The organism is Microbacterium bandirmense (assembly GCF_037204185.1).
Taxonomy (GTDB): domain Bacteria; phylum Actinomycetota; class Actinomycetes; order Actinomycetales; family Microbacteriaceae; genus Microbacterium; species Microbacterium bandirmense.
Window position 1 is genome coordinate 254,018 of record NZ_JBBDGM010000002.1, and the last position, 17,409, is coordinate 271,426.

21 protein-coding genes are annotated in these 17,409 nt (G+C 69.0%); 8 read left to right on the forward strand and 13 right to left on the reverse strand.

Annotated elements, in window-relative coordinates:
* Positions 1-33: 33 nt before the first annotated feature.
* Genes WDU99_RS03285 through WDU99_RS03295 form a run of 3 tightly spaced genes read left to right on the forward strand, consistent with a single transcriptional unit; the run spans position 34 to position 2,035 of the window.
* On the forward strand, positions 34-966 hold the full coding sequence (locus WDU99_RS03285; protein WP_337331005.1) for a YflT domain-containing protein: 933 nt from the start codon (positions 34-36) through the stop codon (positions 964-966).
* Entirely contained in the window at positions 963-1,373 is a 411-nt protein-coding gene (locus tag WDU99_RS03290) for a hypothetical protein (RefSeq protein WP_337331006.1), read from the forward strand. Before WDU99_RS03285 ends, WDU99_RS03290 begins: the two co-directional genes overlap by 4 nt.
* A complete protein-coding gene (locus WDU99_RS03295) occupies positions 1,373-2,035 on the forward strand; it encodes an alpha/beta hydrolase family protein (RefSeq protein ID WP_337331113.1) in 663 nt (220 codons plus the stop codon). The genes WDU99_RS03290 and WDU99_RS03295 overlap by 1 nt, the downstream gene beginning before the upstream one ends.
* Positions 2,036-2,077: 42 nt before the next feature.
* Here WDU99_RS03295 and WDU99_RS03300 read toward each other — a convergent pair whose 3' ends face one another.
* Together WDU99_RS03300 and WDU99_RS03305 are read right to left on the reverse strand one after the other, a co-directional pair.
* Complete coding sequence (locus WDU99_RS03300; protein ID WP_337331007.1) at positions 2,078-2,752, reverse strand: YdcF family protein; 675 nt, start codon at positions 2,750-2,752, stop codon at positions 2,078-2,080.
* A gap of 53 nt (positions 2,753-2,805) precedes the next feature.
* The gene (locus WDU99_RS03305) at positions 2,806-4,173 is read right to left on the reverse strand and encodes an HNH endonuclease signature motif containing protein (RefSeq protein WP_337331008.1); all 1,368 of its coding nucleotides are present in this window, start codon (positions 4,171-4,173) and stop codon (positions 2,806-2,808) included.
* 336 nt (positions 4,174-4,509) lie between these two features.
* On the opposite strand from WDU99_RS03305, the gene WDU99_RS03310 reads away from it, so the two are divergent.
* Positions 4,510-4,884 (forward strand): hypothetical protein, encoded by a 375-nt coding sequence (locus WDU99_RS03310; protein WP_337331009.1) that lies wholly within the window; start codon positions 4,510-4,512, stop codon positions 4,882-4,884.
* 111 nt (positions 4,885-4,995) lie between these two features.
* Here WDU99_RS03310 and WDU99_RS03315 read toward each other — a convergent pair whose 3' ends face one another.
* Both WDU99_RS03315 and WDU99_RS03320 read right to left on the reverse strand, forming a co-directional pair.
* Positions 4,996-6,030, reverse strand: a complete 1,035-nt coding sequence (locus tag WDU99_RS03315; RefSeq protein ID WP_337331010.1) for a S66 family peptidase — start codon at positions 6,028-6,030, stop codon at positions 4,996-4,998.
* A gap of 34 nt (positions 6,031-6,064) precedes the next feature.
* Positions 6,065-6,994, reverse strand: a complete 930-nt coding sequence (locus tag WDU99_RS03320) for an alpha/beta hydrolase (RefSeq protein WP_337331011.1) — start codon at positions 6,992-6,994, stop codon at positions 6,065-6,067.
* Positions 6,995-7,074: 80 nt separating this feature from the next.
* Between WDU99_RS03320 and WDU99_RS03325 the strand changes: the two genes are divergently transcribed.
* On the forward strand, positions 7,075-7,671 hold the full coding sequence (locus WDU99_RS03325; RefSeq protein ID WP_337331012.1) for an HAD family hydrolase: 597 nt from the start codon (positions 7,075-7,077) through the stop codon (positions 7,669-7,671).
* On the opposite strand, the gene WDU99_RS03330 is transcribed toward WDU99_RS03325, so the two are convergent.
* The 4 genes from WDU99_RS03330 to WDU99_RS03345 all read right to left on the reverse strand — a co-directional run bounded on the left by WDU99_RS03330 (position 7,661) and on the right by WDU99_RS03345 (position 11,731).
* Positions 7,661-8,296, reverse strand: a complete 636-nt coding sequence (locus WDU99_RS03330; protein WP_337331013.1) for an HAD family hydrolase — start codon at positions 8,294-8,296, stop codon at positions 7,661-7,663. The two genes, WDU99_RS03325 and WDU99_RS03330, sit on opposite strands and share 11 nt — an antisense overlap.
* Positions 8,293-9,180, reverse strand: a complete 888-nt coding sequence (locus WDU99_RS03335) for a phosphotransferase (protein ID WP_337331015.1) — start codon at positions 9,178-9,180, stop codon at positions 8,293-8,295. The genes WDU99_RS03330 and WDU99_RS03335 overlap by 4 nt, the downstream gene beginning before the upstream one ends.
* Positions 9,181-9,192: 12 nt before the next feature.
* Positions 9,193-10,626 (reverse strand): aminopeptidase P family protein, encoded by a 1,434-nt coding sequence (locus tag WDU99_RS03340; RefSeq protein WP_420063977.1) that lies wholly within the window; start codon positions 10,624-10,626, stop codon positions 9,193-9,195.
* Positions 10,627-10,699: 73 nt separating this feature from the next.
* Positions 10,700-11,731, reverse strand: coding sequence for an endonuclease/exonuclease/phosphatase family protein (locus WDU99_RS03345; RefSeq protein ID WP_337331017.1), 1,032 nt, complete (start codon positions 11,729-11,731; stop codon positions 10,700-10,702).
* Between the two features lie 54 nt (positions 11,732-11,785).
* Here WDU99_RS03345 and WDU99_RS03350 point away from each other — a divergent pair, with 54 nt between their 5' ends.
* A complete protein-coding gene (locus WDU99_RS03350) occupies positions 11,786-12,664 on the forward strand; it encodes a PHP domain-containing protein (RefSeq protein WP_337331018.1) in 879 nt (292 codons plus the stop codon).
* A 43-nt stretch (positions 12,665-12,707) separates the two neighbouring features.
* The gene (locus WDU99_RS03355; protein WP_337331019.1) at positions 12,708-13,616 is read left to right on the forward strand and encodes a DUF817 domain-containing protein; all 909 of its coding nucleotides are present in this window, start codon (positions 12,708-12,710) and stop codon (positions 13,614-13,616) included.
* A gap of 9 nt (positions 13,617-13,625) precedes the next feature.
* Here the strand turns inward: WDU99_RS03355 and WDU99_RS03360 are convergent, their stop codons facing one another.
* The 3 genes from WDU99_RS03360 to WDU99_RS03370 form a co-directional block, all read right to left on the reverse strand.
* Positions 13,626-15,146: a DEAD/DEAH box helicase gene (locus tag WDU99_RS03360; protein ID WP_337331020.1), complete on the reverse strand. Its 1,521-nt coding sequence runs from the start codon at positions 15,144-15,146 to the stop codon at positions 13,626-13,628.
* Between the two features lie 179 nt (positions 15,147-15,325).
* Entirely contained in the window at positions 15,326-15,685 is a 360-nt protein-coding gene (locus tag WDU99_RS03365; protein WP_337331021.1) for a type II toxin-antitoxin system PemK/MazF family toxin, read from the reverse strand.
* Complete coding sequence (locus tag WDU99_RS03370) at positions 15,682-15,897, reverse strand: ribbon-helix-helix domain-containing protein (RefSeq protein ID WP_337331022.1); 216 nt, start codon at positions 15,895-15,897, stop codon at positions 15,682-15,684. The genes WDU99_RS03365 and WDU99_RS03370 overlap by 4 nt, the downstream gene beginning before the upstream one ends.
* Before the next feature lie 94 nt (positions 15,898-15,991).
* Here WDU99_RS03370 and WDU99_RS03375 point away from each other — a divergent pair, with 94 nt between their 5' ends.
* Positions 15,992-16,702 (forward strand): ferritin-like fold-containing protein, encoded by a 711-nt coding sequence (locus WDU99_RS03375; RefSeq protein ID WP_337331023.1) that lies wholly within the window; start codon positions 15,992-15,994, stop codon positions 16,700-16,702.
* Positions 16,703-16,887: 185 nt separating this feature from the next.
* Here the strand turns inward: WDU99_RS03375 and WDU99_RS03380 are convergent, their stop codons facing one another.
* Both WDU99_RS03380 and WDU99_RS03385 read right to left on the reverse strand, forming a co-directional pair.
* Positions 16,888-17,175 (reverse strand): hypothetical protein, encoded by a 288-nt coding sequence (locus WDU99_RS03380; RefSeq protein ID WP_337331024.1) that lies wholly within the window; start codon positions 17,173-17,175, stop codon positions 16,888-16,890.
* A 1-nt stretch (position 17,176) separates the two neighbouring features.
* Positions 17,177-17,401 (reverse strand): DUF3107 domain-containing protein, encoded by a 225-nt coding sequence (locus WDU99_RS03385; RefSeq protein ID WP_337331025.1) that lies wholly within the window; start codon positions 17,399-17,401, stop codon positions 17,177-17,179.
* Positions 17,402-17,409: the final 8 nt, after the last annotated feature.

Below are 17,409 nucleotides of genomic sequence, written 5' to 3' on the forward strand. Positions count from 1 at the left end.
TCGTCCCACAGGCGTCGATGGAACAATGGCGGGATGAGCATGCTGAATCGCCCGGTGAACGGCAATGACCTCGGCGAGGTCATCGTCTCCACACGCGACTACGAGGCCGCCCAGAAGACGGTGTCGAAACTGATCGCCGGCGAGGTGCCGGCACGCGACATCGCCATCGTGGGTGAGGGCGTGCGCACGGTGGAGCGGGTGACGGGACGGCTCGGCTACGCCTCCGCCGCACGCTCGGGTGCGATCAACGGCGTGCTGATCGGATTGCTGCTGTCGGCGATCATGCTGTTCGGCAACCCGGATGCACCGCTCTCGCTGTTCCTCGGGTTCTTGCTCGTGGGTGTCGCGCTCGGCATGATCATGAGCTTGATCACGTATGCGATCGTGCGCCGGCGGCGTGACTTCGCGAGTGTGTCGCAGATGCTCGCCGACCACTACGAGGTGCGCGTGCAGGCGGCTTCGCTCGCGAAGGCGCGTCAGGTGGTCGGCCAGGAGCGTCCGGTGACGCCGCGCCCCGCGGTCGACCTGAGCGAGCCGCCCCGGTACGGGGAGCGGATCACGCCGGGTGGCCAGGGCGCTCAGGGTGGCCAGGGCGCTCAGGGTAGCCACGGTGGCCAGGGTGCTGCCGCGGCGTCGGGGGCGGGCGCGGCGCACGCTCCCGCTGCGCACACGGCTCCCGCTCCGCACACGGCTCCCGCTCCGCACACGGCTCCCGCTCCGCACACGGCTCCCGCTCCGCCCCCGCCGCCGCCCCTTCCCGCGCCCGCCGCTGCGCAGGCGCCTGCGCCGGCTGCCGCGCCTGGTGCCGATTCGACGCCGAATGCCGCGGAGGCTGAAGGTGCTGCTGGCGCGTCGGATGCCGGTGCGGCGGATGCCCGCGGCGCTGGTGCTGCCGATGATGCCGGCACCGGTCAGGCCGGCACTGGTGAGGGTGGCGCCGAAGAGCCTCCCGCCGAGGGACGATGACGTCAACGCCCCGCCCCGTGACCGGTGTGTCGGCCTGGGCGTGGGGCCTGCTCGTGCTGCTGCCGCTTCCTCTGCTCGGTCCGCTGTTGGCCGGCGGCGGCATGGTCGCCTCATACCGCTCACTGGCCCGTGAGGGTGCAGTGGCGAAGGCGAATGCGACGTCCGCACGACAATGGGGCGCACTCTTCCTCATCGTCTCGACCGGTCTGCTGGTGGCGCAGCTGGTGTGGGGTCTGATCCGCATGACGCAGCCGAGCGCGCCGGCTTCGGGATTCTTCCCTCAGGGCATCCCGATCACGCTCTATGCGATCGTGTGCGTCGTGCATCTCGTCGTCGTGATCGCCGCAGTCGTCCGCGCCCGGCGTGGCGAGGTCGTGCGGCTGCCGTTGCTGCGGAGCCCGTCGTGATCGTCGAGGTGCCGCTGCCGAGCGGTGCAGTGCGGGTGACGACGGCCTGGGAGCAGCCCGCGGGCACATCGCGCGGTGTCGTGGCGATCGCCCACGGCGCGGGCGCCGGCATGGGGCATCCGTTCCTCGTCGGCTTCGCCGACACCCTGCGCGAGCAGGGATTCACGACTCTGCGGTTCAACTTCCCGTATGTCGAGGCGGGGCGGCGCATGCCGGGCCCGGCCGCGCACGCGATCGCGACGTGGCGGGTGGTGGTCGACGCGATCCGCGCCGAGCAGCCGCATGCCGTCGTGTGGGCGTGCGGCAAGTCGTACGGCGGGCGGATGGCATCGATGGCGTCGGCCGAGGGTGTGGAGCTGGATGGGCTGGTGTACCTCGGCTACCCTCTGCACCCACCGGGGAAGCCCGAGAAGCCGCGCGTCGAGCATCTGCCCGCGGTGCGCCCGCCGCAGCTGTTCGTGGAGGGCACGAATGACCCGTTCGTGCAGCCGTTGTCGCAGCTCGAGGACGCGGTGTCATCGTGTCAGGATGCCCGGATCGAGTGGATCGACGGAGGTGGGCACTCCTTCGAGGTGAAGGGCAACAAGCGTCCTGCCGACGAGGTGGGTGCGTCGCTTGCGCCGCTGGTCGCGGCGTTCATCGCGGAGCACGCTGCTGCCTGAGTGGGCGCCGCCCCCCGGTTGCGGGCCCAAGGGCTCAGGGACTCAGCGGCGTGGTTCGGATGCCGTGCGCCAGGCGCCGGAGAGTCGTGACTGCAGTGCGCGCAGCGCACCGAGGATCTTCAGCAGGGGAGCTTCGCCGAACCGATGCTCGCCGCCGCGGACCAGTCTGCTCGCGAGGTCCGGACGCTGCCGCCAGAGGATCTCGCGCCCCAGCTCGGCGTGCGGGGCGTTGGAGACGATCTTGATGGTGTCGGCGTCCTCGAGGTGGGGGAGGGCGTTGGCGATGTTCTGCCAGGTCGAGCGGCTGTCGGGATCGAGCGCGATCGGCCCGGCGAAGCCGAGCACGTCGCGCGCATAGCGCTGCATGACCTCCGCTTCGGTGATCTCGCCGCCGACCGCGCCGCCGCAGAGCACGAGCAGCTGCTGTGCGGTCGTCGGGTCGAGCGATCGGATGCCCGCGCGCACGCGGAACCGGTTGACGATGTTCGCGCGCTCGCCGCGGTTGCGGAAGCCGAGCACGACGACGACGTCGGTGCGTGGGCTGCCGACTGCCGGTCCGCCGGTGGGTGGTCGGCGGCTCGCGGTGGTCGAAATCGGGGCAGGCGCGCCGAGTCGGCGGCTGCTGGCCCGCCTGTCGACGTATTCCGCCCACAGCCAGACGGCGGATGCTGCGGCGCAGACTGCTGCCGCGATGCGGGTGAGACGTGAGACCGGCACAACCGCAACCCTAGACGCCGGTTCTCGGGCTCAGAAGGGAGAGCTCGTCACGGTCAGAAGGGAGCGAGCGCAGCGGCCGGCACCGCGGCCCAGGGGTCGTGGTGGTCGCCGGGGTCGTCCGACTCGAGATCGACCTGTGCATCGGCGGAGGGATCGGCATCGGCGAACGTCACGGTGTTCTGCGGCGGAAGTTTGTCGATGTACGCGTGGCCGGTGGGGCTGGTCCATTCGAGCAGCCCGTCGCCGAGCTGGGTGACGTGCCAGGGGGAGTGGTGCTTGAGGGTGTGATGTCGCCGGCACAGCGCCGCGAGGTTTCCCTCTTCGGTCGGTCCGCCGAGCGCGGCGTCGTGGGTGTGATCGAGGTCGCTGTCGCGCACGGGCATCCGACAGGTGGGGAATCGGCAGCGCTGATCGCGCGCCCGCAGCTGCCGTCGCAGTCTCTGGCCGGGCCGGTATCGGTCGGTGGCCAGCAGCACGCCGGTGAACGGGTGGGTGAGCAGTCGATCCCACCCGGACGCGGCCCCGGCGAGCAGTCGTGCCGTGTGCGGGTCGATCGGTCCGCGCCCGTCCAACTCTGCCGCGGGTGACGCGATACCGCCCGCACGCCCGATCAGGGTGAGCGCGGGGATGGTGATGCTGATGTTCGCAGTGATCGCGGAAAGCAGACCGTCTTCGGTGTCATGTCCGGTCGGTGCACCGGTCAGAAGCAGATCCATCGCGATGTCGAGGCGCTTCTGGTTCAGGGTGCGCGGATCCGAGCCATCGTCGTCTGAACCGGCGGCGCTTGCTTCGGAGTCGGCCTTGGCCATGGTGGTGAGCCGATCGAACGCCCCATGAATCAGCGCGGAGGGGCCGTACAGGTGCAGTTCGGCCATCGCGTCAGGGTGATCCTTCGCCCAGGCACTGCGCTGCTCGCGCGCGTCCTGATGGCGTTCCTCTATCGTGCGGGCCTGGTACTGCTGGGCGATCCGCTCCGCGACGGGGCGCACCCGGTTCGGCGACTCGTCCTCGGCGAACTCCAGCACCCGCGCCGAATACTCCGCCCGAGCGTCGGGATCCTCGATGTGTTCGCCGGCGTCGATGATCACCCGGGCGTGCCCGGCGCTGATCCGCCCGGCGCCCTGCGCCTGCCACACCAGCGGGAACCGCTCCACCGCCAGCTCGGCGGCCAGCATGCGCCGCTGCACGGTGCGGTCGCTCACCCGCAGCGCCGTGGCCAGTTCCGCGGCCACCGCCCGCATCGAGATGTCGGCTTCATCAGCATCCCCCGCCGCGCTCAGCGCCCACCGCGATGCCAAGGCCAGCACGCCGTCTCGGGCCGCCTGCAGGCTGCTGATCGAGCGCTCCAGGTCACGGGCCAGGTCGACCAGCTCATCGAGCGTGGTCACCTGCTCCACCGTCACATCCGCCAGCGCTGCCATATGTCTATTGCACCAGCAGCCACCGACATTCGAACGCCCGTACGAGGCCGAATCCGGCCTCTGTGCATCACGGAAAGATCACGAAGCTGACGCGGGCCGTGCGGGCAATTTAGAACGACACCCTCAAGGGCATGTTCACCAACGAGGAAACCATCGACGCCGTTCAGAAGATCGTCGACTCCGGCGACCTCGACGCGCTTCGCCAGCTCTTTTCCTGACGCTGGCTACGGTGCAGCACACCTGCTCAGGAGGGGTGGGTGACCGCCCACTGTAATCCCCCGGGAGTGATCGTCCGGCTTTGGGCTGATGTGCCCGTCACGTGACAAAATGAACGCCATGCGCATCGTCGGCGTTGTCTCCCTCGCCATCCTAGCGACGCTTTTCGGACTTCTCGGCGATCTGATGCTCGGAGTATCCGGCCTCACGTTGGCGGGCCCAGGTCTGACGGTCATCGAGTACTCCGATTCGGATGACGGCGAGCGGGCGATCGGTATCGGGATGGGCATCATCGCACTCGTGGTCTGGGTCGTGTTGCTGCTAGCTGCCATGCCGATGGGGCTGCGCGGCGAACGCCCGACGCGCGCGCGGAAAGCTACGGTTTGGATCGTCGTCGGGCTGAGCACGATCCTTGTACTGGGGCCGCTGATCGTGGTCCTTGCCACGCAACCTCCCATCAGTGAGTACCCACTACCAGAGTGGAACCGCGCTTAGCCCCGCGGACGGTTTCCTCAGCTCACCTTCCCACCTGCCGGAACCCCGTGCCGAAACCGACTGCGGGGATGCTCAGTCTCACCAACCGACAAATCTCGTGAGATCGGACACTCACACAAGGGTCTGTGTCAGGCTCGATTCGCCGGCACCGTGGCGGACGCGCCCGAGCGCACCGTTAACGATCGGCATGAACGGCTGCACGTGGCCGCATTCGACATCGCCGATGATGGGCACGCCGAGCCCACCCAGGGCGTCACGAACAGCATGACGCACGGTCATGTGCGGCTCGTCGGCAGCCCGCGTCCTGCCGACGAGCACGGCGTTGGCGTGTTCGAAGAAGCCCGCCAGACGCATGCCGTGCAGCTGGCGGCACATCGCCACGGCGTCGTCGTCACCCGATGCCTCGATGTACACCAGCAGCCCCTCCGGCGCGAAGCGGCGCGCGAACTCCGCGATCTCGCCGAATGGCGAGCCGGCGACGTTGCAGAGGGTGTCGATGCAGCCGCCGATCAGGCGGCCCGAGACATCCACGGCACCGGGGCCGTCGTCGAAGCGCGTCCACGATCCGGACGAATCCAGAGTCATCTCCGAGACCTCGGGGTGCCCGACGTAATCGTCCCAGCCATGCGCGCGGAACCGCCCCGGAGACGTCTGTGTGAACGTGCTGTCAGGGCCCAGCGTGGCGATGTCGAGCCAGTGCAGCAGTCCGGCGGGTGGACGGTAGGGCGTGTCCATCATGTTGCTGCCGTGCAGCGTCGCAATGCCGGTGCGCAGTGTCAGCGGGGTGATCAGCGTGGAGATGTCGGAGAAGCCGACGAACCAGGTGGGCTCCGCTTCAGAGATGGCATCCCAATCGAGCAGCGGGAGCAGATCGATCGCCAGCTCTCCGCCCCATGGCGGCACGACCGCCCGCACCCGCGGATCGGTCAGGAAGTCCGTCAGTTCGCGAGCGCGGTCGACCGCGGCTGCGCTGACGGGTGACGAGCCGTCCATGCACTCACCGATGACGACCTCATAGCCACGATCGCGCAGCCCCGCGATCGCCGCCTCGAGTCGTGGCCAGTACTGCGGGGTGACACCGCTCGAGGGTGAGGTGATGGCGATGGTGTCGCCTGGGCGAAGGGGACGCGGAAATCGGATGGGCACAGTCGATCCTCTCAGGCTCACCGACGGGGGCGCATCACGCGGCGCCCTCTCCTGGCGCGTCGAGGAATCGCGCGACGGCGTCCACATAGCGCTCGGGCTGCTCGACGAACGCGAAGTGTCCGGCATCCGAGATCGTGACCACATCATGCCCGGTCGCCGCGCGGTACACGTCCCGCACAACGGGCGGGGCGACCATGTCGCTCTCGCCGATGAGCAGGGTCGACGGCACGGTCAGCTGCGTCAGCTGCAGTGTCTGGTCGCGGTACATCTCGGCCATGAGCGGCAGGTGCGACATGCCCTTGCCCCAGTCGAGGTGGTCCGGCGCCGCGCCCATCAGCCGCTCGTACCGCGCACGGGTCGACGCGTCGTGCAGGAAGAGGTCGAGGTAGTGCGGGCCGAGCGGCAGCATCGCCCCCCACGTGCGGTCGTCGGCAGTCAGCCGCCGGTCGAGCGTCGCAAGACGACGGCATTCCGCCGCCGCATCGCGAAGCGCCGCACCGCCGTCCGCATCCGAACCCGCCGCCTCGTCGAGCAGCGCCGCCGCCTTCGGCAGTCGGAATCGATCGGTGGCATCCGCATCGAGCGCGGGGCAGTCCAGCACCAGCGCATCGATTCGGTCGGGATGCTGCAGCGCGTAGTCGAACGCGTAGGCACCACCCGACGAGTGGCCGATGACCGTCCAGTTCTCTAGACCGAGATGCTCTCGGAGCGCCTCGAAGTCGCGGATCAGTACGTCGACCGTCAGCCCCGGCTCATGAGGCAAGACGTCCGAGCGCAGCACGCCGCGCTGATCCACGCCGATCACCCGGAAGCCGCGCGCGGCGAACGCATCGCCGACGGATGCCATGAAGTCCCAGCACGAGTTGCCAGGACCTCCGTGGATGAACAGCAGCGGCCGGCCGTCGGCGCGCCCGCGCTCGTCGACGAACAAGTGCGTGCCGTTGATCTCGATCAGGGATTCCACGGCGAAAGCCTAGGGGCGGACGCTGACACCGGGAACCCGCCTTGTACATCTGCGCGCCACGCGACTGACACGATGGATGCATGATCCGCGCCGTCGTCTTCGACCTCGATGGAGTGCTGCGGCACTTCGATCCCGCACTCGTCGCGCAGATCGAGGAGCGGAACGGGCTCGCCGGCGGCAGCATCCACGCGGCGGCGTTCGAACCGACGCTGCTCGCCGCCGTCACGACCGGCGCGATCCCGCGCGAGGAGTGGATGCTACGCGTCGGCGCGCAGCTTGAGAACTTCGCTGCCGCGGCCGAGTGGGCGGCGCACCCGTCGGTGGCCGACGAGCGGATGCTGATGCTCAGCGATCAGCTGCGGGCATCCGGCATCCGCACCGCCATCCTCACCAACGGCACCGACACGATCCCCGCCGAGTTGCGCGAACTCGGCATCGTCACCCGCGTCGACGCCGTCTTCAACTCAGCCGAGATCGGCTTCGCCAAGCCGGACGTGCGCGCCTTTCAGCACGTGCTCGACGCTCTTCGGCTCAAGGCGCACGAGGTGCTCTTCACTGACGACTCCGCGAGCAAACTCGTCGGCGCTGCCGCGCTCGGCATGCCCACGCACCACTTCACCGGTATCGACGGGCTGCGCGAGGCGCTGCGCGCCGCGGGCCTCGCCGTCAGCGCCTGAGAATCGCGTCGGCGAATGCCGCGACGTCTGGCACGGTGAGATCGGCATCAGCAGACCCACTCGCGGCGCTGACCCACGCCGTGCGCAGACCCGCGCGGCGGCCGACTTCGACATCCGACTCCAGGCCGTCTCCGACCATCCAGCCGTGCAGAGGGACGCCGAGCTGCGCGGCGAGCGCGGTGAGCAGAAGCGGATCCGGCTTGCGGACCCCGACCTCCGCCGACACCACCCAGCCGTCCACCAGCGCATCGAGGCCGGTGCGCCTGATCTTGCCGGCCTGGTTATCGGTCATCCCGTTGGTGGCGATGCCGAGCACCCAACCTGCCTGCCGCAAGCCGCGCAGTGCATCTGCAGTTCCGGTGAACAGTTCGACGAGTTCCGGCATTCGGGTGCGGTACTCCTGCCACATCTCGGAGGGATGCCCGGCTGCGGGCACCTTCTCCGCGATGCGCGCGAACGCCTCGTCCTTGGGGGCGCGGGCCGTCAACTCGCGGGTGATCCACGGAGACAGAGCCGGGTCGGCGGCGTGCCGGACGATGAACTCGTCGGTCCAACGCCGCACGGCGGAGAGCTGATCGACGAGCGTGCCGTCCAGGTCGAAGACGATGATGCCCGGTGAACTCACCCGATGACGTCCCGGTCGCTCAGCACCCGCGACACGGTGCTGCGGCCGAGTTCGGCCATCACCGGGTTGGACTCGGCGTAGTACCAGACGAGTCCCATGGCCTGCTGCAGCGCCCATGCCGCGCCGCGTCGCCATTCGTCGTCCAACGCCCCCACGATGCCGCGCAGTCTCCGGCGCGGACCCTCGTGCAGCAGGTGCCACGCGCAGACGAGGTCGAGCGATCGGTCGGCCGGGCCGAACGAGCCGACATCGAGCACTCCGACGAGCCGGCCCTCCGATACGAGCAGGTTGGCCGGGGTCAGGTCGCGGTGGCTCATCACGTGCTCGCCCACGGTCGGCACGTCACGCAGCACGGCCCAGGCCGCTGACACGCCCTCGACGTCGACGATCCCGGCGCTCTGCGCGAGGCAGTGCGCCATCCACTCGTCATGGTCGGCCAGCACGCCACCGCGCCCGTGCCCGTCGAACACCCGACCACCCACCGGCACCGACCGCAGCGACAGGATCAGTGCTCCCAGATCGTCCGCGAACGCCTCCGACCTGGCTGCGACGAACGGATCGGCGACCCCTCCGGGCAGCCAGGTCTGCAGCGACCAGGCTGACGGATAACGCTCATCGCCCGCACCGATGCCGAGCGGTCTCGGCGCGGGGAACGGAGAGGCGTCGGCGAACTCCTTGAGCGCTGTGGCCTCGACGGTGAGATCGTCGGCAGAAGCGGATGCCAGCGGGAAGCGCGCCGTGACATCCGGCCCGATGCGGAAGATGGCGTTCACCGTCCCGGCGCCTGACACCGTCGTGATCGGCAGTCCAGCCAGACGCGGGAACTCGCGGACGATCAGCTCGCCCGCGAGTTCCTCAGTGACGACCAGCTGGCCGTCGTGCATGTGCGACAGGATTCAGCCGTTCAGCCGTGCGATCCAGGCCTCGACGTCATCGGCGGTCCGCGGAATCTCCGCCGACAGGTTCACCGGGCCCTCCGCAGTCATCAGGATGTCGTCCTCGATGCGCACGCCGATGCCGCGCAGCTCGGCGGGCACGGTGAGGTCGTCGATCTGGAAGTACAGTCCGGGCTCGATGGTGAAGACCATGCCGGCCTCCAGCACCCCGTCGTAGTACATCTCACGGCGGGCCTGCGCACAGTCGTGCACGTCGATGCCGAGGTGGTGCGATGTGCCGTGCACCATGTAGCGGCGGTGCTGGCCGCCCTTGTCGGCGTCGAGCGCCTCCTCGGCCGACACCGGCAGCACGCCCCACTCGGCGGTGCGGCGGGCGATGACGTCCATCGCGGCCTCGTGCACCTCGCGGAAGCGCGCGCCCGGCTTGGCTGCGGCGAATGCGGCATCCGCCGCCTCGAGCACCACGTCGTAGACGCGACGCTGCACGTCCGAGAACTTCCCGTTCACCGGCAGGGTGCGCGTGATGTCGGCGGTGTACTGGCTGTCGACTTCCACACCCGCGTCGATGAGGATCAGATCGCCCGGCACGACCGCGCCGTCGTTGCGCGTCCAGTGCAGGTAGCAGGCGTGGTGACCGGACGCCGCGATGGTGTCGTAGCCCTCCCAGTGCCCGTCACTGCGGGCACGCTGGTGGAACACGCCCTCGACGATGCGCTCGCCACGCGGATGCGCGACGGCCTTGTCGAATTCGCGGATGATGTCGTCGAAGCCGGATGCCGTCACCGCGACCGCGTGGCGCATCTCGGCGATCTCGTACTCGTCCTTCACGAGCCGCAGCTCGGAGACGAAGCGGGTCAGGTCCGCGTCCGCGTCGACGACCAGGTCGTCGTCACCGGCGACGAACGTGTCGACATGCGCGGTCGCGAGATCGAGGTCGGCGGCGACACCGGCCAGCGAAGGGCGCGGACCGATCCAGAACTCGCCGATCGTGGCATCCGAGTAGAACTCGCTGGTGGTGCGGTCGGCCCGCTCGCGGAAGTACAGAGTGATCTCGTGGCCGGCATCGGTCGGTTCGAAGACCAGCAGCGAGTCCGGCTCGGACTCGTTCGCCCAGCCCGTCAGGTGCACGAACGCCGAGTGCGCGCGGAACGGGTAGTCGGTGTCGTTGCTGCGCTGCTTGAACGAGCCTGCGGGCACCACCAGACGCTTACCCGGGAACGCGGCCGACACCTTCGCGCGACGTGCGGCGGCGAACGGCGCCTGGGCGCGGGCGGCCGGCGTCGACTCGGGGCGGTCTGCCCATCCGGTCGAGATGGTGTCGAGGAATCCGCGGGGGAAAGGCTGCTTGCGGGGGTTCTTCGCCTGCTCGTCTTCTGCGGTGGCCGGGACTTCTTCGTGGGTGTCGACGGCGACGTCGTGGTCTGCGCTGCTCATGATCTCCATTGTCTCACTCCCGCCCTTCGCCATGCTCAGGGACCTTCGACGAGCTCAGGGACCTTCGACGAGCTCAGGGACCCGACTCGGCGGGCTCGAGCTGCGCCACGAGTGCTCGGTGGTCGCTGCCGCCGGAGTCCTCGAGCACGACCGAACCGGACGCCCGCCAGTTCGCGCTCGCCATCACGTGGTCGATCGGCGCGCCCAGCAGCCGCGGCAGTTCCGCCGGCCAGGTGCCGACCATGCCGTTGCCGGTGTTCGAGGCGACGTCGCGGCAGCGGCCCATCGTGCCGCCGCCCATGCCGAGCCCGGCCATGTGGTCGACCGTGGCGTTGAAATCGCCGGCCAGGATGAAATCTCCGTCGGGGCACTGATCGGCGATCCAGGCCAGGTCCGACCGCCACCTCTCCATGGCGGCGGCGCGAGGGGCGACCGCGTGCACGGCGACGATCGTGGGCCCCGTTCCATCGACCGGCATGGCTACCGCGCTCGGCACCGAGCCGGTATTGCTGGATCCATCCGTGGACGATTCGATCACCGAGTACTCGCCGAGATCGGCGGCGATGAGGATCGTCGTCTGCCACGCCTGCGGACCGTTCTCCACATCCGGACGGATGTTCACGTGGTGCACCCACATCGGGTTGCCCGCTTCGCGCATCATGATCGCGATCTGCTCGCCGACCTCCTCCGAGGTCTCGGGCAGCGCGACGATGTCGACCTGCTGCTCGTCGATGACTCCGGCGATCTTCTCCGCCGAGACGGCGGCACCGGCCGTGTTCCACGTCAGCACGCGCACACTGGCATCCGACTTCTGCGGCAGCGTGTCCGAGCCGAATCCGCGCAGCGCACCGACCGCGCCGTTCGCCCCCGCTCCCAGCAGGGCGATGATGAGGATGGATGCTGCGAAGCCGCGCAGCGGCCGCGCGAACATCAGCAGCACGGCCAGCACGGCGATCACCAGGAAGGCGACGATCAGCAGAGAGCGGGACGCCACGATCTGCGCGATCGGGAACGTCGTCTCGACCTTGAAGAACTGCGGCCACACGAGTACGGCCGTCGCGATCGCGAACAGCACGGAGATGAGGATTCCGAACACACGTAGCATCGCCTGAAAGCCTAAGCGAGCCGACTGTGACAGCCCTGGCGGTACGCTCGGAGGATGACCTCAGGTGCGCCCTTCCGCTTCGCGGGGCCGAGTGATCTGCATCTGCACTCCAATCACTCCGACGGCACCGAGTCGCCCACCGAGGTGGTGCGCCAGGCGCACGCCCATGGCATCCGCACCTTCGCCCTCACCGACCACGATCGCACCACGGGGTGGGACGAGGCGGGCGCCGCCGCCGGCGACCTCGGGATGACCTTCCTGCCGGGTATGGAGCTGTCAGCCAAACACGAGTGGCGCAGTGTGCACGTGCTCGGATACCTCTTCGATCCGACCGACCCGGCGCTGATGGCCGAGACCGAGCGCATCCGCAGCGACCGGGTGGGGCGCGCTGAGCGCATCGTTCGCAACATCGCCCGGGATTACGAGCTGGTCTGGGACGATGTGCTCGCGCACACCACCGCGGATGCCACCGTGGGCCGCCCGCACATCGCCGACGCCCTGATCGCCCGCGGCTTCGCCCGCGACCGCACCGACGCGTTCGAGGGCATCCTGCATCCCCGCAGCGGCTACTACGAACCGCACTACGCACCGGGGCCGCTGACCGCGGTGCGGCTGATCACGAACGCCGGGGGAGTGGCGATCATCGCTCACCCTGTGACGTCGGGTCGCGATCGGATGCTGCCCGTGCCGTATCTGGAGCGCCTGATCGCCGAGGGACTGGCCGGGTTCGAGATCGACCATCGCGAGAACACCGAGCCGGGCAAGGCTCGATTGCGCGAGCTCGCAGCCCGCCACGACCTGGTCGTGACCGGATCCAGCGATTATCACGGCATGGCCGGCAAGCCGAACCGTCCCGGTGAGAACACGACCTCAGACGAGATGGTGGCGCGTATCATTGAGCGCGCCTCGGGCACCCCGCCGCGGTACGCGTAGCCGGCCCAGCGAACTATCGGGTGGGATCGATACCGTCCGAGGCATGCAGTGGGGAACCGCGCTCGAGCAGCGCATCGACAGAGTCGCCGATCGGATGCTGCAGGACGCGGCCGCCCAGGGCGTGCGCGCCGCGCTGATCGAGTTCGTCGTGTTCGTGCTCAAGCAGGCGTGGGCGTGCGCCTTCGGGGCGACTCTGCTGGTGGTGATCATCGCCGCCCGCCTGTTCTACCCCGACGATGCCGCGCTGGCCCGCAATGATCTGCTCACGCTTGCGGCGGTGCTGATCCAGGTGGCGATGCTCGTGTTCGGGTTGGAGACGGTGCGCGAGCTGCGGGTGATCGTGCTGTTCCACATCACCGGCACGATCATGGAGCTGTTCAAGACCGACGTCGGCTCGTGGGCGTATGCCGCGGAGGGGATGCTGCGCATCGGCGGCGTCCCGCTGTTCAGTGGCTTCATGTATGCGGCTGTCGGCTCGTACATGGTGCGGGTGTACCGTCTGTTCGATCTGCGGTTCTCGCGGTACCCGCGACTCTGGATGACGGCGATCGTCGCCGCCGCGATCTACGCGAACTTCTTCACGCACCACTTCTGGTGGGATGCACGCTGGGTGCTGCTCATCGCGGTGGTGCTGCTGTGGGGACGCACCGTGATGTACGCGCGCATCCGCGTGCGGGTGCTGCGGCTGCCGCTGCTTGCGGTGTTCGCCGGCGTTGCGTTCTTCATCTGGCTGGCCGAGAACATCGGCACGTGGGCCGGCGCCTGGGCGTATCCGGATCAGCTCGACGGGTGGCAGCTCGTCTCGATCAGCAAGCTCGGCTCTTGGTTCCTGCTGATGATCATCTCGGTCGTGCTCGTCACGTGGGTGTACCCTCCGCGCGGGCCCGATGCCGTGGCATCCGATCCGGAGACGGCCGAGGCCCCTCCTGTCGAGCAGGAGGGGCCTCGGTGAGCTGAAGCGTCAGGCGCCGGTCGGGGCGCCCGCTCCGCCACCGCTGCGGCGACGGCGGCGACGACGCTGCGGTGCCGGCTTGCCGTCACGGTGCTCGCTGGTGGCGTCACCGTCGTGGGTGCCCGCTCCCTCGGCGTCGCGATCGGCCGCAGGGGCGGAGGAGTGGGAATCGGATGCCTGGGACTCGGTGCCCTCGGCGAAGGTCGAGCCGACCTTCTCGGCGTTCGAACTGCGGCGGCGCCGACGCCGACGGCGGGTGGTGCCCTCGTCGGTGCCCTCGGCGGCAGCATCCGATGCCTTCTGCGGCTGACGCTGCTTGCGCTCGGGCTTCTCGGCCTTGGGAGCCGTGCGCAGACGTCCCTTGGTGCCCTCGGGGATGTCGAGGTCGGTGAACAGGTGCGGGCTCGACGAGTACGTCTCGACGGGCTCGGGCTGGCCGAAGTCGAGGGCGCGGTTGATCAGGGCCCACTTATGCAGGTCCTCCCAGTCGACGAAGGTGACCGCGATGCCGGTCTTGCCGGCGCGGCCGGTGCGACCGGCCCGGTGCAGGTACGTCTTGTCCTCATCCGGGATGGTGTGGTTGATCACGTGCGTGATGTCGTCGACGTCGATGCCGCGGGCGGCGACGTCGGTCGCGACCAGCACGTCGCGCTTGCCGGCCTTGAACGCCGCCATCGAGCGCTCGCGCTGCTCCTGGCCCATGTCACCGTGCACACCGCCGACGTTGAAGCCGCGGTCGCCGAGCTCGTCGACGAGCTTCTGCGCGGCACGCTTCGTGCGGGTGAAGATGACGGCCTTGCCGCGACCCTCGGCCTGCAGGATGCGCGCGATGATCTCGTCCTTGTCGAGCGAGTGCGCGCGGTAGATGATGTGCTTGATGTTCGCCTGGGTGAGGCCCTCGTCGGGGTCGTTGGCGCGGATGTGGATCGGGTTCGTCATGAACCGGCGCGCCAGCGCGACGATCGGGCCGGGCATGGTCGCCGAGAACAGCTGCGTGTGGCGCACCGGCGGCACCTTCGAGAAGATCTTCTCGATGTCGGCGAGGAAGCCGAGGTCGAGCATCTTGTCGGCCTCGTCGAGCACGACCTCCGTGGCGTTCGAGAGGTCGAGCAGGCGCTGGTTGGCGAGGTCGATCAGACGACCGGGGGTGCCGACGACGATCTGCGCACCGGCCTTGAGCTGGTCGATCTGACCCTCGTAGGCCTTGCCGCCGTAGATGGCCACGACGCTCGTGGAGCGGTTCGAGGTGAGCAGATCCATGTCCTCGTACACCTGCACGGCGAGCTCGCGCGTCGGCACCACGATGAGCGCCTTGACGCCCGGCTCGGGGTTCTCGCCCAGCCGCTGCACGACGGGGATGCCGAAGCCGAAGGTCTTGCCGGTGCCGGTCTTGGCCTGGCCGATGATGTCCTGGCCGGGAAGGCCGAGGGGGATGGTCTGCTCCTGGATGGGGAAAGCGTCGACGATGCCCTTGGCGGCGAGTGCGTCGATGATGTCCTGATCGATCCCCAGATCAGCGAATGAAGTCACAGTATGTCTTTGCCTGTCCGGCGCGTGCGCGGCGGTTGCCGTGCGAGCGGCGCCTTGTTAAACGGATCCACGCCGTCAACTGCTGCCACAGGCGCGGGGCCCTGCTCCGATGGCAGGACGGGACAAGCCTACCCGAGGGGCGCCCGATGCCCGAGAACCGGTGTTCGGCGATGCTGCGGCTACAGCGCGAGGTGCAGCCGCAGCGCGTCGTCGAGTGCGGCCATGAGCTCTGCGCCCACCCACCCGACCGGACGCACGATACGCGAGACCGCCACCGTGCGGACCTGCTCGGCCTGGGCCTTCGAGTCCCGATTAAGGCCTGTGTCGCCCGCCGGGAGATGAACCTGGAAGGGCAGGATCCGGGCGACGTTCGATGTGAGGGGGACGACGGTGACGGTCGCGCTGTCGGTGCGCGCCGCGACCGCGTTGGCTGTGTTGTTGCTCACCACCACGGCCGGCCGGGTCTTCTTCGCCTCGGAGCCAACCGCGGGGTCGAGTGCGACGAGCACGATCTGTCCGCGGCGCAGCAGCGAGATCATGCGATCCCATCCTCAGCGGTGGCGTCCCAGTCTTCGTCGTAACCCTCGGCGTACGCCTCCGCGTACGCGTCGGCGAGCAGGCTCTCGCGGAGCAGCCGCACAGCATCCTGCACGGCGGCAGACCGAGAGGAGTACCGGCCGCTCAGTGTCTCGGTGTCGAGAAAGGCGGCGTCTTCCTCGCTGAGGCTCAGGCTGATCTTGATGTGCGCCATGGGACGATGCTACTCGGGTAGTAAGTGCGTTGCCACCTCGTGTGGCGAGTGTAGGAGATCTCGCGGTTCGGCGGTCGCCCGATAGTCTGTTCTGGTGGTCAACTGGTTCTGGAAGCGCAAGCCGCAGCGGCGCAATCTCACGCTGCGCAGCAAGGGAGACACCGGGGGAGCGACACGTGTCGACTTCGCCGAGCTCGCGCCTGAGCTGAACCGCTTCCTCGGTCAGGCCGCGTATCTGCAGCTCGGTTACTTCGAGACGCTCACCCGTGGCATCCGGGGCACGCACGAACTCGCGCGCAAGGAAGCGCTGTCGCGCGCCGCCGGCGCCGCACTCGACAAGCACCGCGGCATCGTCGAGATCATCGCCGACCTGGGCGATGACCCCACCGAGGTGATGCTGCCGTTCCGCGAGAACCTCGACGCGTTCCGCCGCAAGACGATCGGCGTGCATCAGGAGGAGACCCTGCTGTCGGTGTACCTCACCGCCGGCATGCTCGACGACTTCTACCTCGCGCTCGCCTCGAGCTACGGCGAGACGGGCGAGCGGGTCGCCGCGATCCTGCGGCAGGACGACCGGGGTGGCGAGATCGTCTCGATCATCCAGCAGACCATCGAGAGCGATGACGAGTGGCGCTCGCTGCTGTCGATGTGGGGCCGGCGCCTGGTCGGCGACACCCTGCTCGTCTGCCGTGGCGCGCTGCGTCCCGGGCGGCTCGAGGCCGACGACACGCGCATCGAGCCGGTCTACACCGAGCTGATGGGCGCGCACGCGCGGCGCATGGATGCCATGGGGCTCGCCTCGTAGCATCCGACGTCGATCGCGCGTGCGGGACCGCCTGCGCGTGCCGGGGCGCTGGCTTGAGCCGGACCACTGTCGGAAGTCTCAGACGGAACGGGTGCCGACCGGCGTGTCGGGGCACGACACGCGGGCTCCCGCGCGGACGGTCTGAGATCTCCCACACCGGTCGGCAGCCTACGGGCCGGGCCGCGTCAGATGCCGAGCGCCTGCTTCTCGAGGCGGTCGTGGTGGATGCGCTGGGCGCTGATGCTGATCGTCGCGATCGCTGCGATCAGCAGTCCGCCGCCGACGCTGGCCACCCACAGCCACACGCTGCTCTCGGCGACACCGGCCCACTGCATGACCGTGTAGGTCGCGGCGGCGACGGCCGTCGCGATCGCCGGGGTGACCGCGACGCCGCGCAGCTCGCGGTGCGGCAGCAGGAAGTGCAGTGCCACACCGAGTGCGCACGCCGCGATGAGCGCGAGCAGGATGTACATGTCAGGCGACGAAGCCGACTCGGCGCGACTCTTCGCTGCCGAGCTCGACGTAGGCGAGGTTCGCGGTGGGCACGATGTACGAGCTGCCCTTGGCATCGGCGAAGCTCAGGTGGCTCGCGTTCTGCTCGAGGGCCTCGGTCACCTGCTTGCGCACCTCGTCGGCGCTGCTGCTGGTGTCGAAGCTGAGCTCACGGCCGGTGTTGACGATGCCGATGCGGATTTCCACGCGATCTC

Excerpts from the sequence above, each read along its gene's own strand:
- WDU99_RS03285 (WP_337331005.1), top strand. The coding sequence starts at position 34 with ATGAGCATGCTGAATCGCCCGGTGAACGGCAATGACCTCGGCGAGGTC.
- WDU99_RS03345 (WP_337331017.1), bottom strand. The coding sequence starts at position 11,731 with ATGCTACGTGTGTTCGGAATCCTCATCTCCGTGCTGTTCGCGATCGCG.
- WDU99_RS03325 (WP_337331012.1), top strand. The coding sequence starts at position 7,075 with ATGATCCGCGCCGTCGTCTTCGACCTCGATGGAGTGCTGCGGCACTTC.
- WDU99_RS03305 (WP_337331008.1), bottom strand. The coding sequence starts at position 4,173 with ATGGCAGCGCTGGCGGATGTGACGGTGGAGCAGGTGACCACGCTCGAT.
- WDU99_RS03370 (WP_337331022.1), bottom strand. The coding sequence starts at position 15,897 with ATGGCGCACATCAAGATCAGCCTGAGCCTCAGCGAGGAAGACGCCGCC.
- WDU99_RS03350 (WP_337331018.1), top strand. The coding sequence starts at position 11,786 with ATGACCTCAGGTGCGCCCTTCCGCTTCGCGGGGCCGAGTGATCTGCAT.
- WDU99_RS03290 (WP_337331006.1), top strand. The coding sequence starts at position 963 with ATGACGTCAACGCCCCGCCCCGTGACCGGTGTGTCGGCCTGGGCGTGG.
- WDU99_RS03365 (WP_337331021.1), bottom strand. The coding sequence starts at position 15,685 with ATGATCTCGCTGCTGCGCCGCGGACAGATCGTGCTCGTCGCACTCGAC.
- WDU99_RS03335 (WP_337331015.1), bottom strand. The coding sequence starts at position 9,180 with ATGCACGACGGCCAGCTGGTCGTCACTGAGGAACTCGCGGGCGAGCTG.
- WDU99_RS03355 (WP_337331019.1), top strand. The coding sequence starts at position 12,708 with ATGCAGTGGGGAACCGCGCTCGAGCAGCGCATCGACAGAGTCGCCGAT.
- WDU99_RS03340 (WP_420063977.1), bottom strand. The coding sequence starts at position 10,626 with ATGAGCAGCGCAGACCACGACGTCGCCGTCGACACCCACGAAGAAGTC.
- WDU99_RS03310 (WP_337331009.1), top strand. The coding sequence starts at position 4,510 with ATGCGCATCGTCGGCGTTGTCTCCCTCGCCATCCTAGCGACGCTTTTC.
- WDU99_RS03380 (WP_337331024.1), bottom strand. The coding sequence starts at position 17,175 with ATGTACATCCTGCTCGCGCTCATCGCGGCGTGCGCACTCGGTGTGGCA.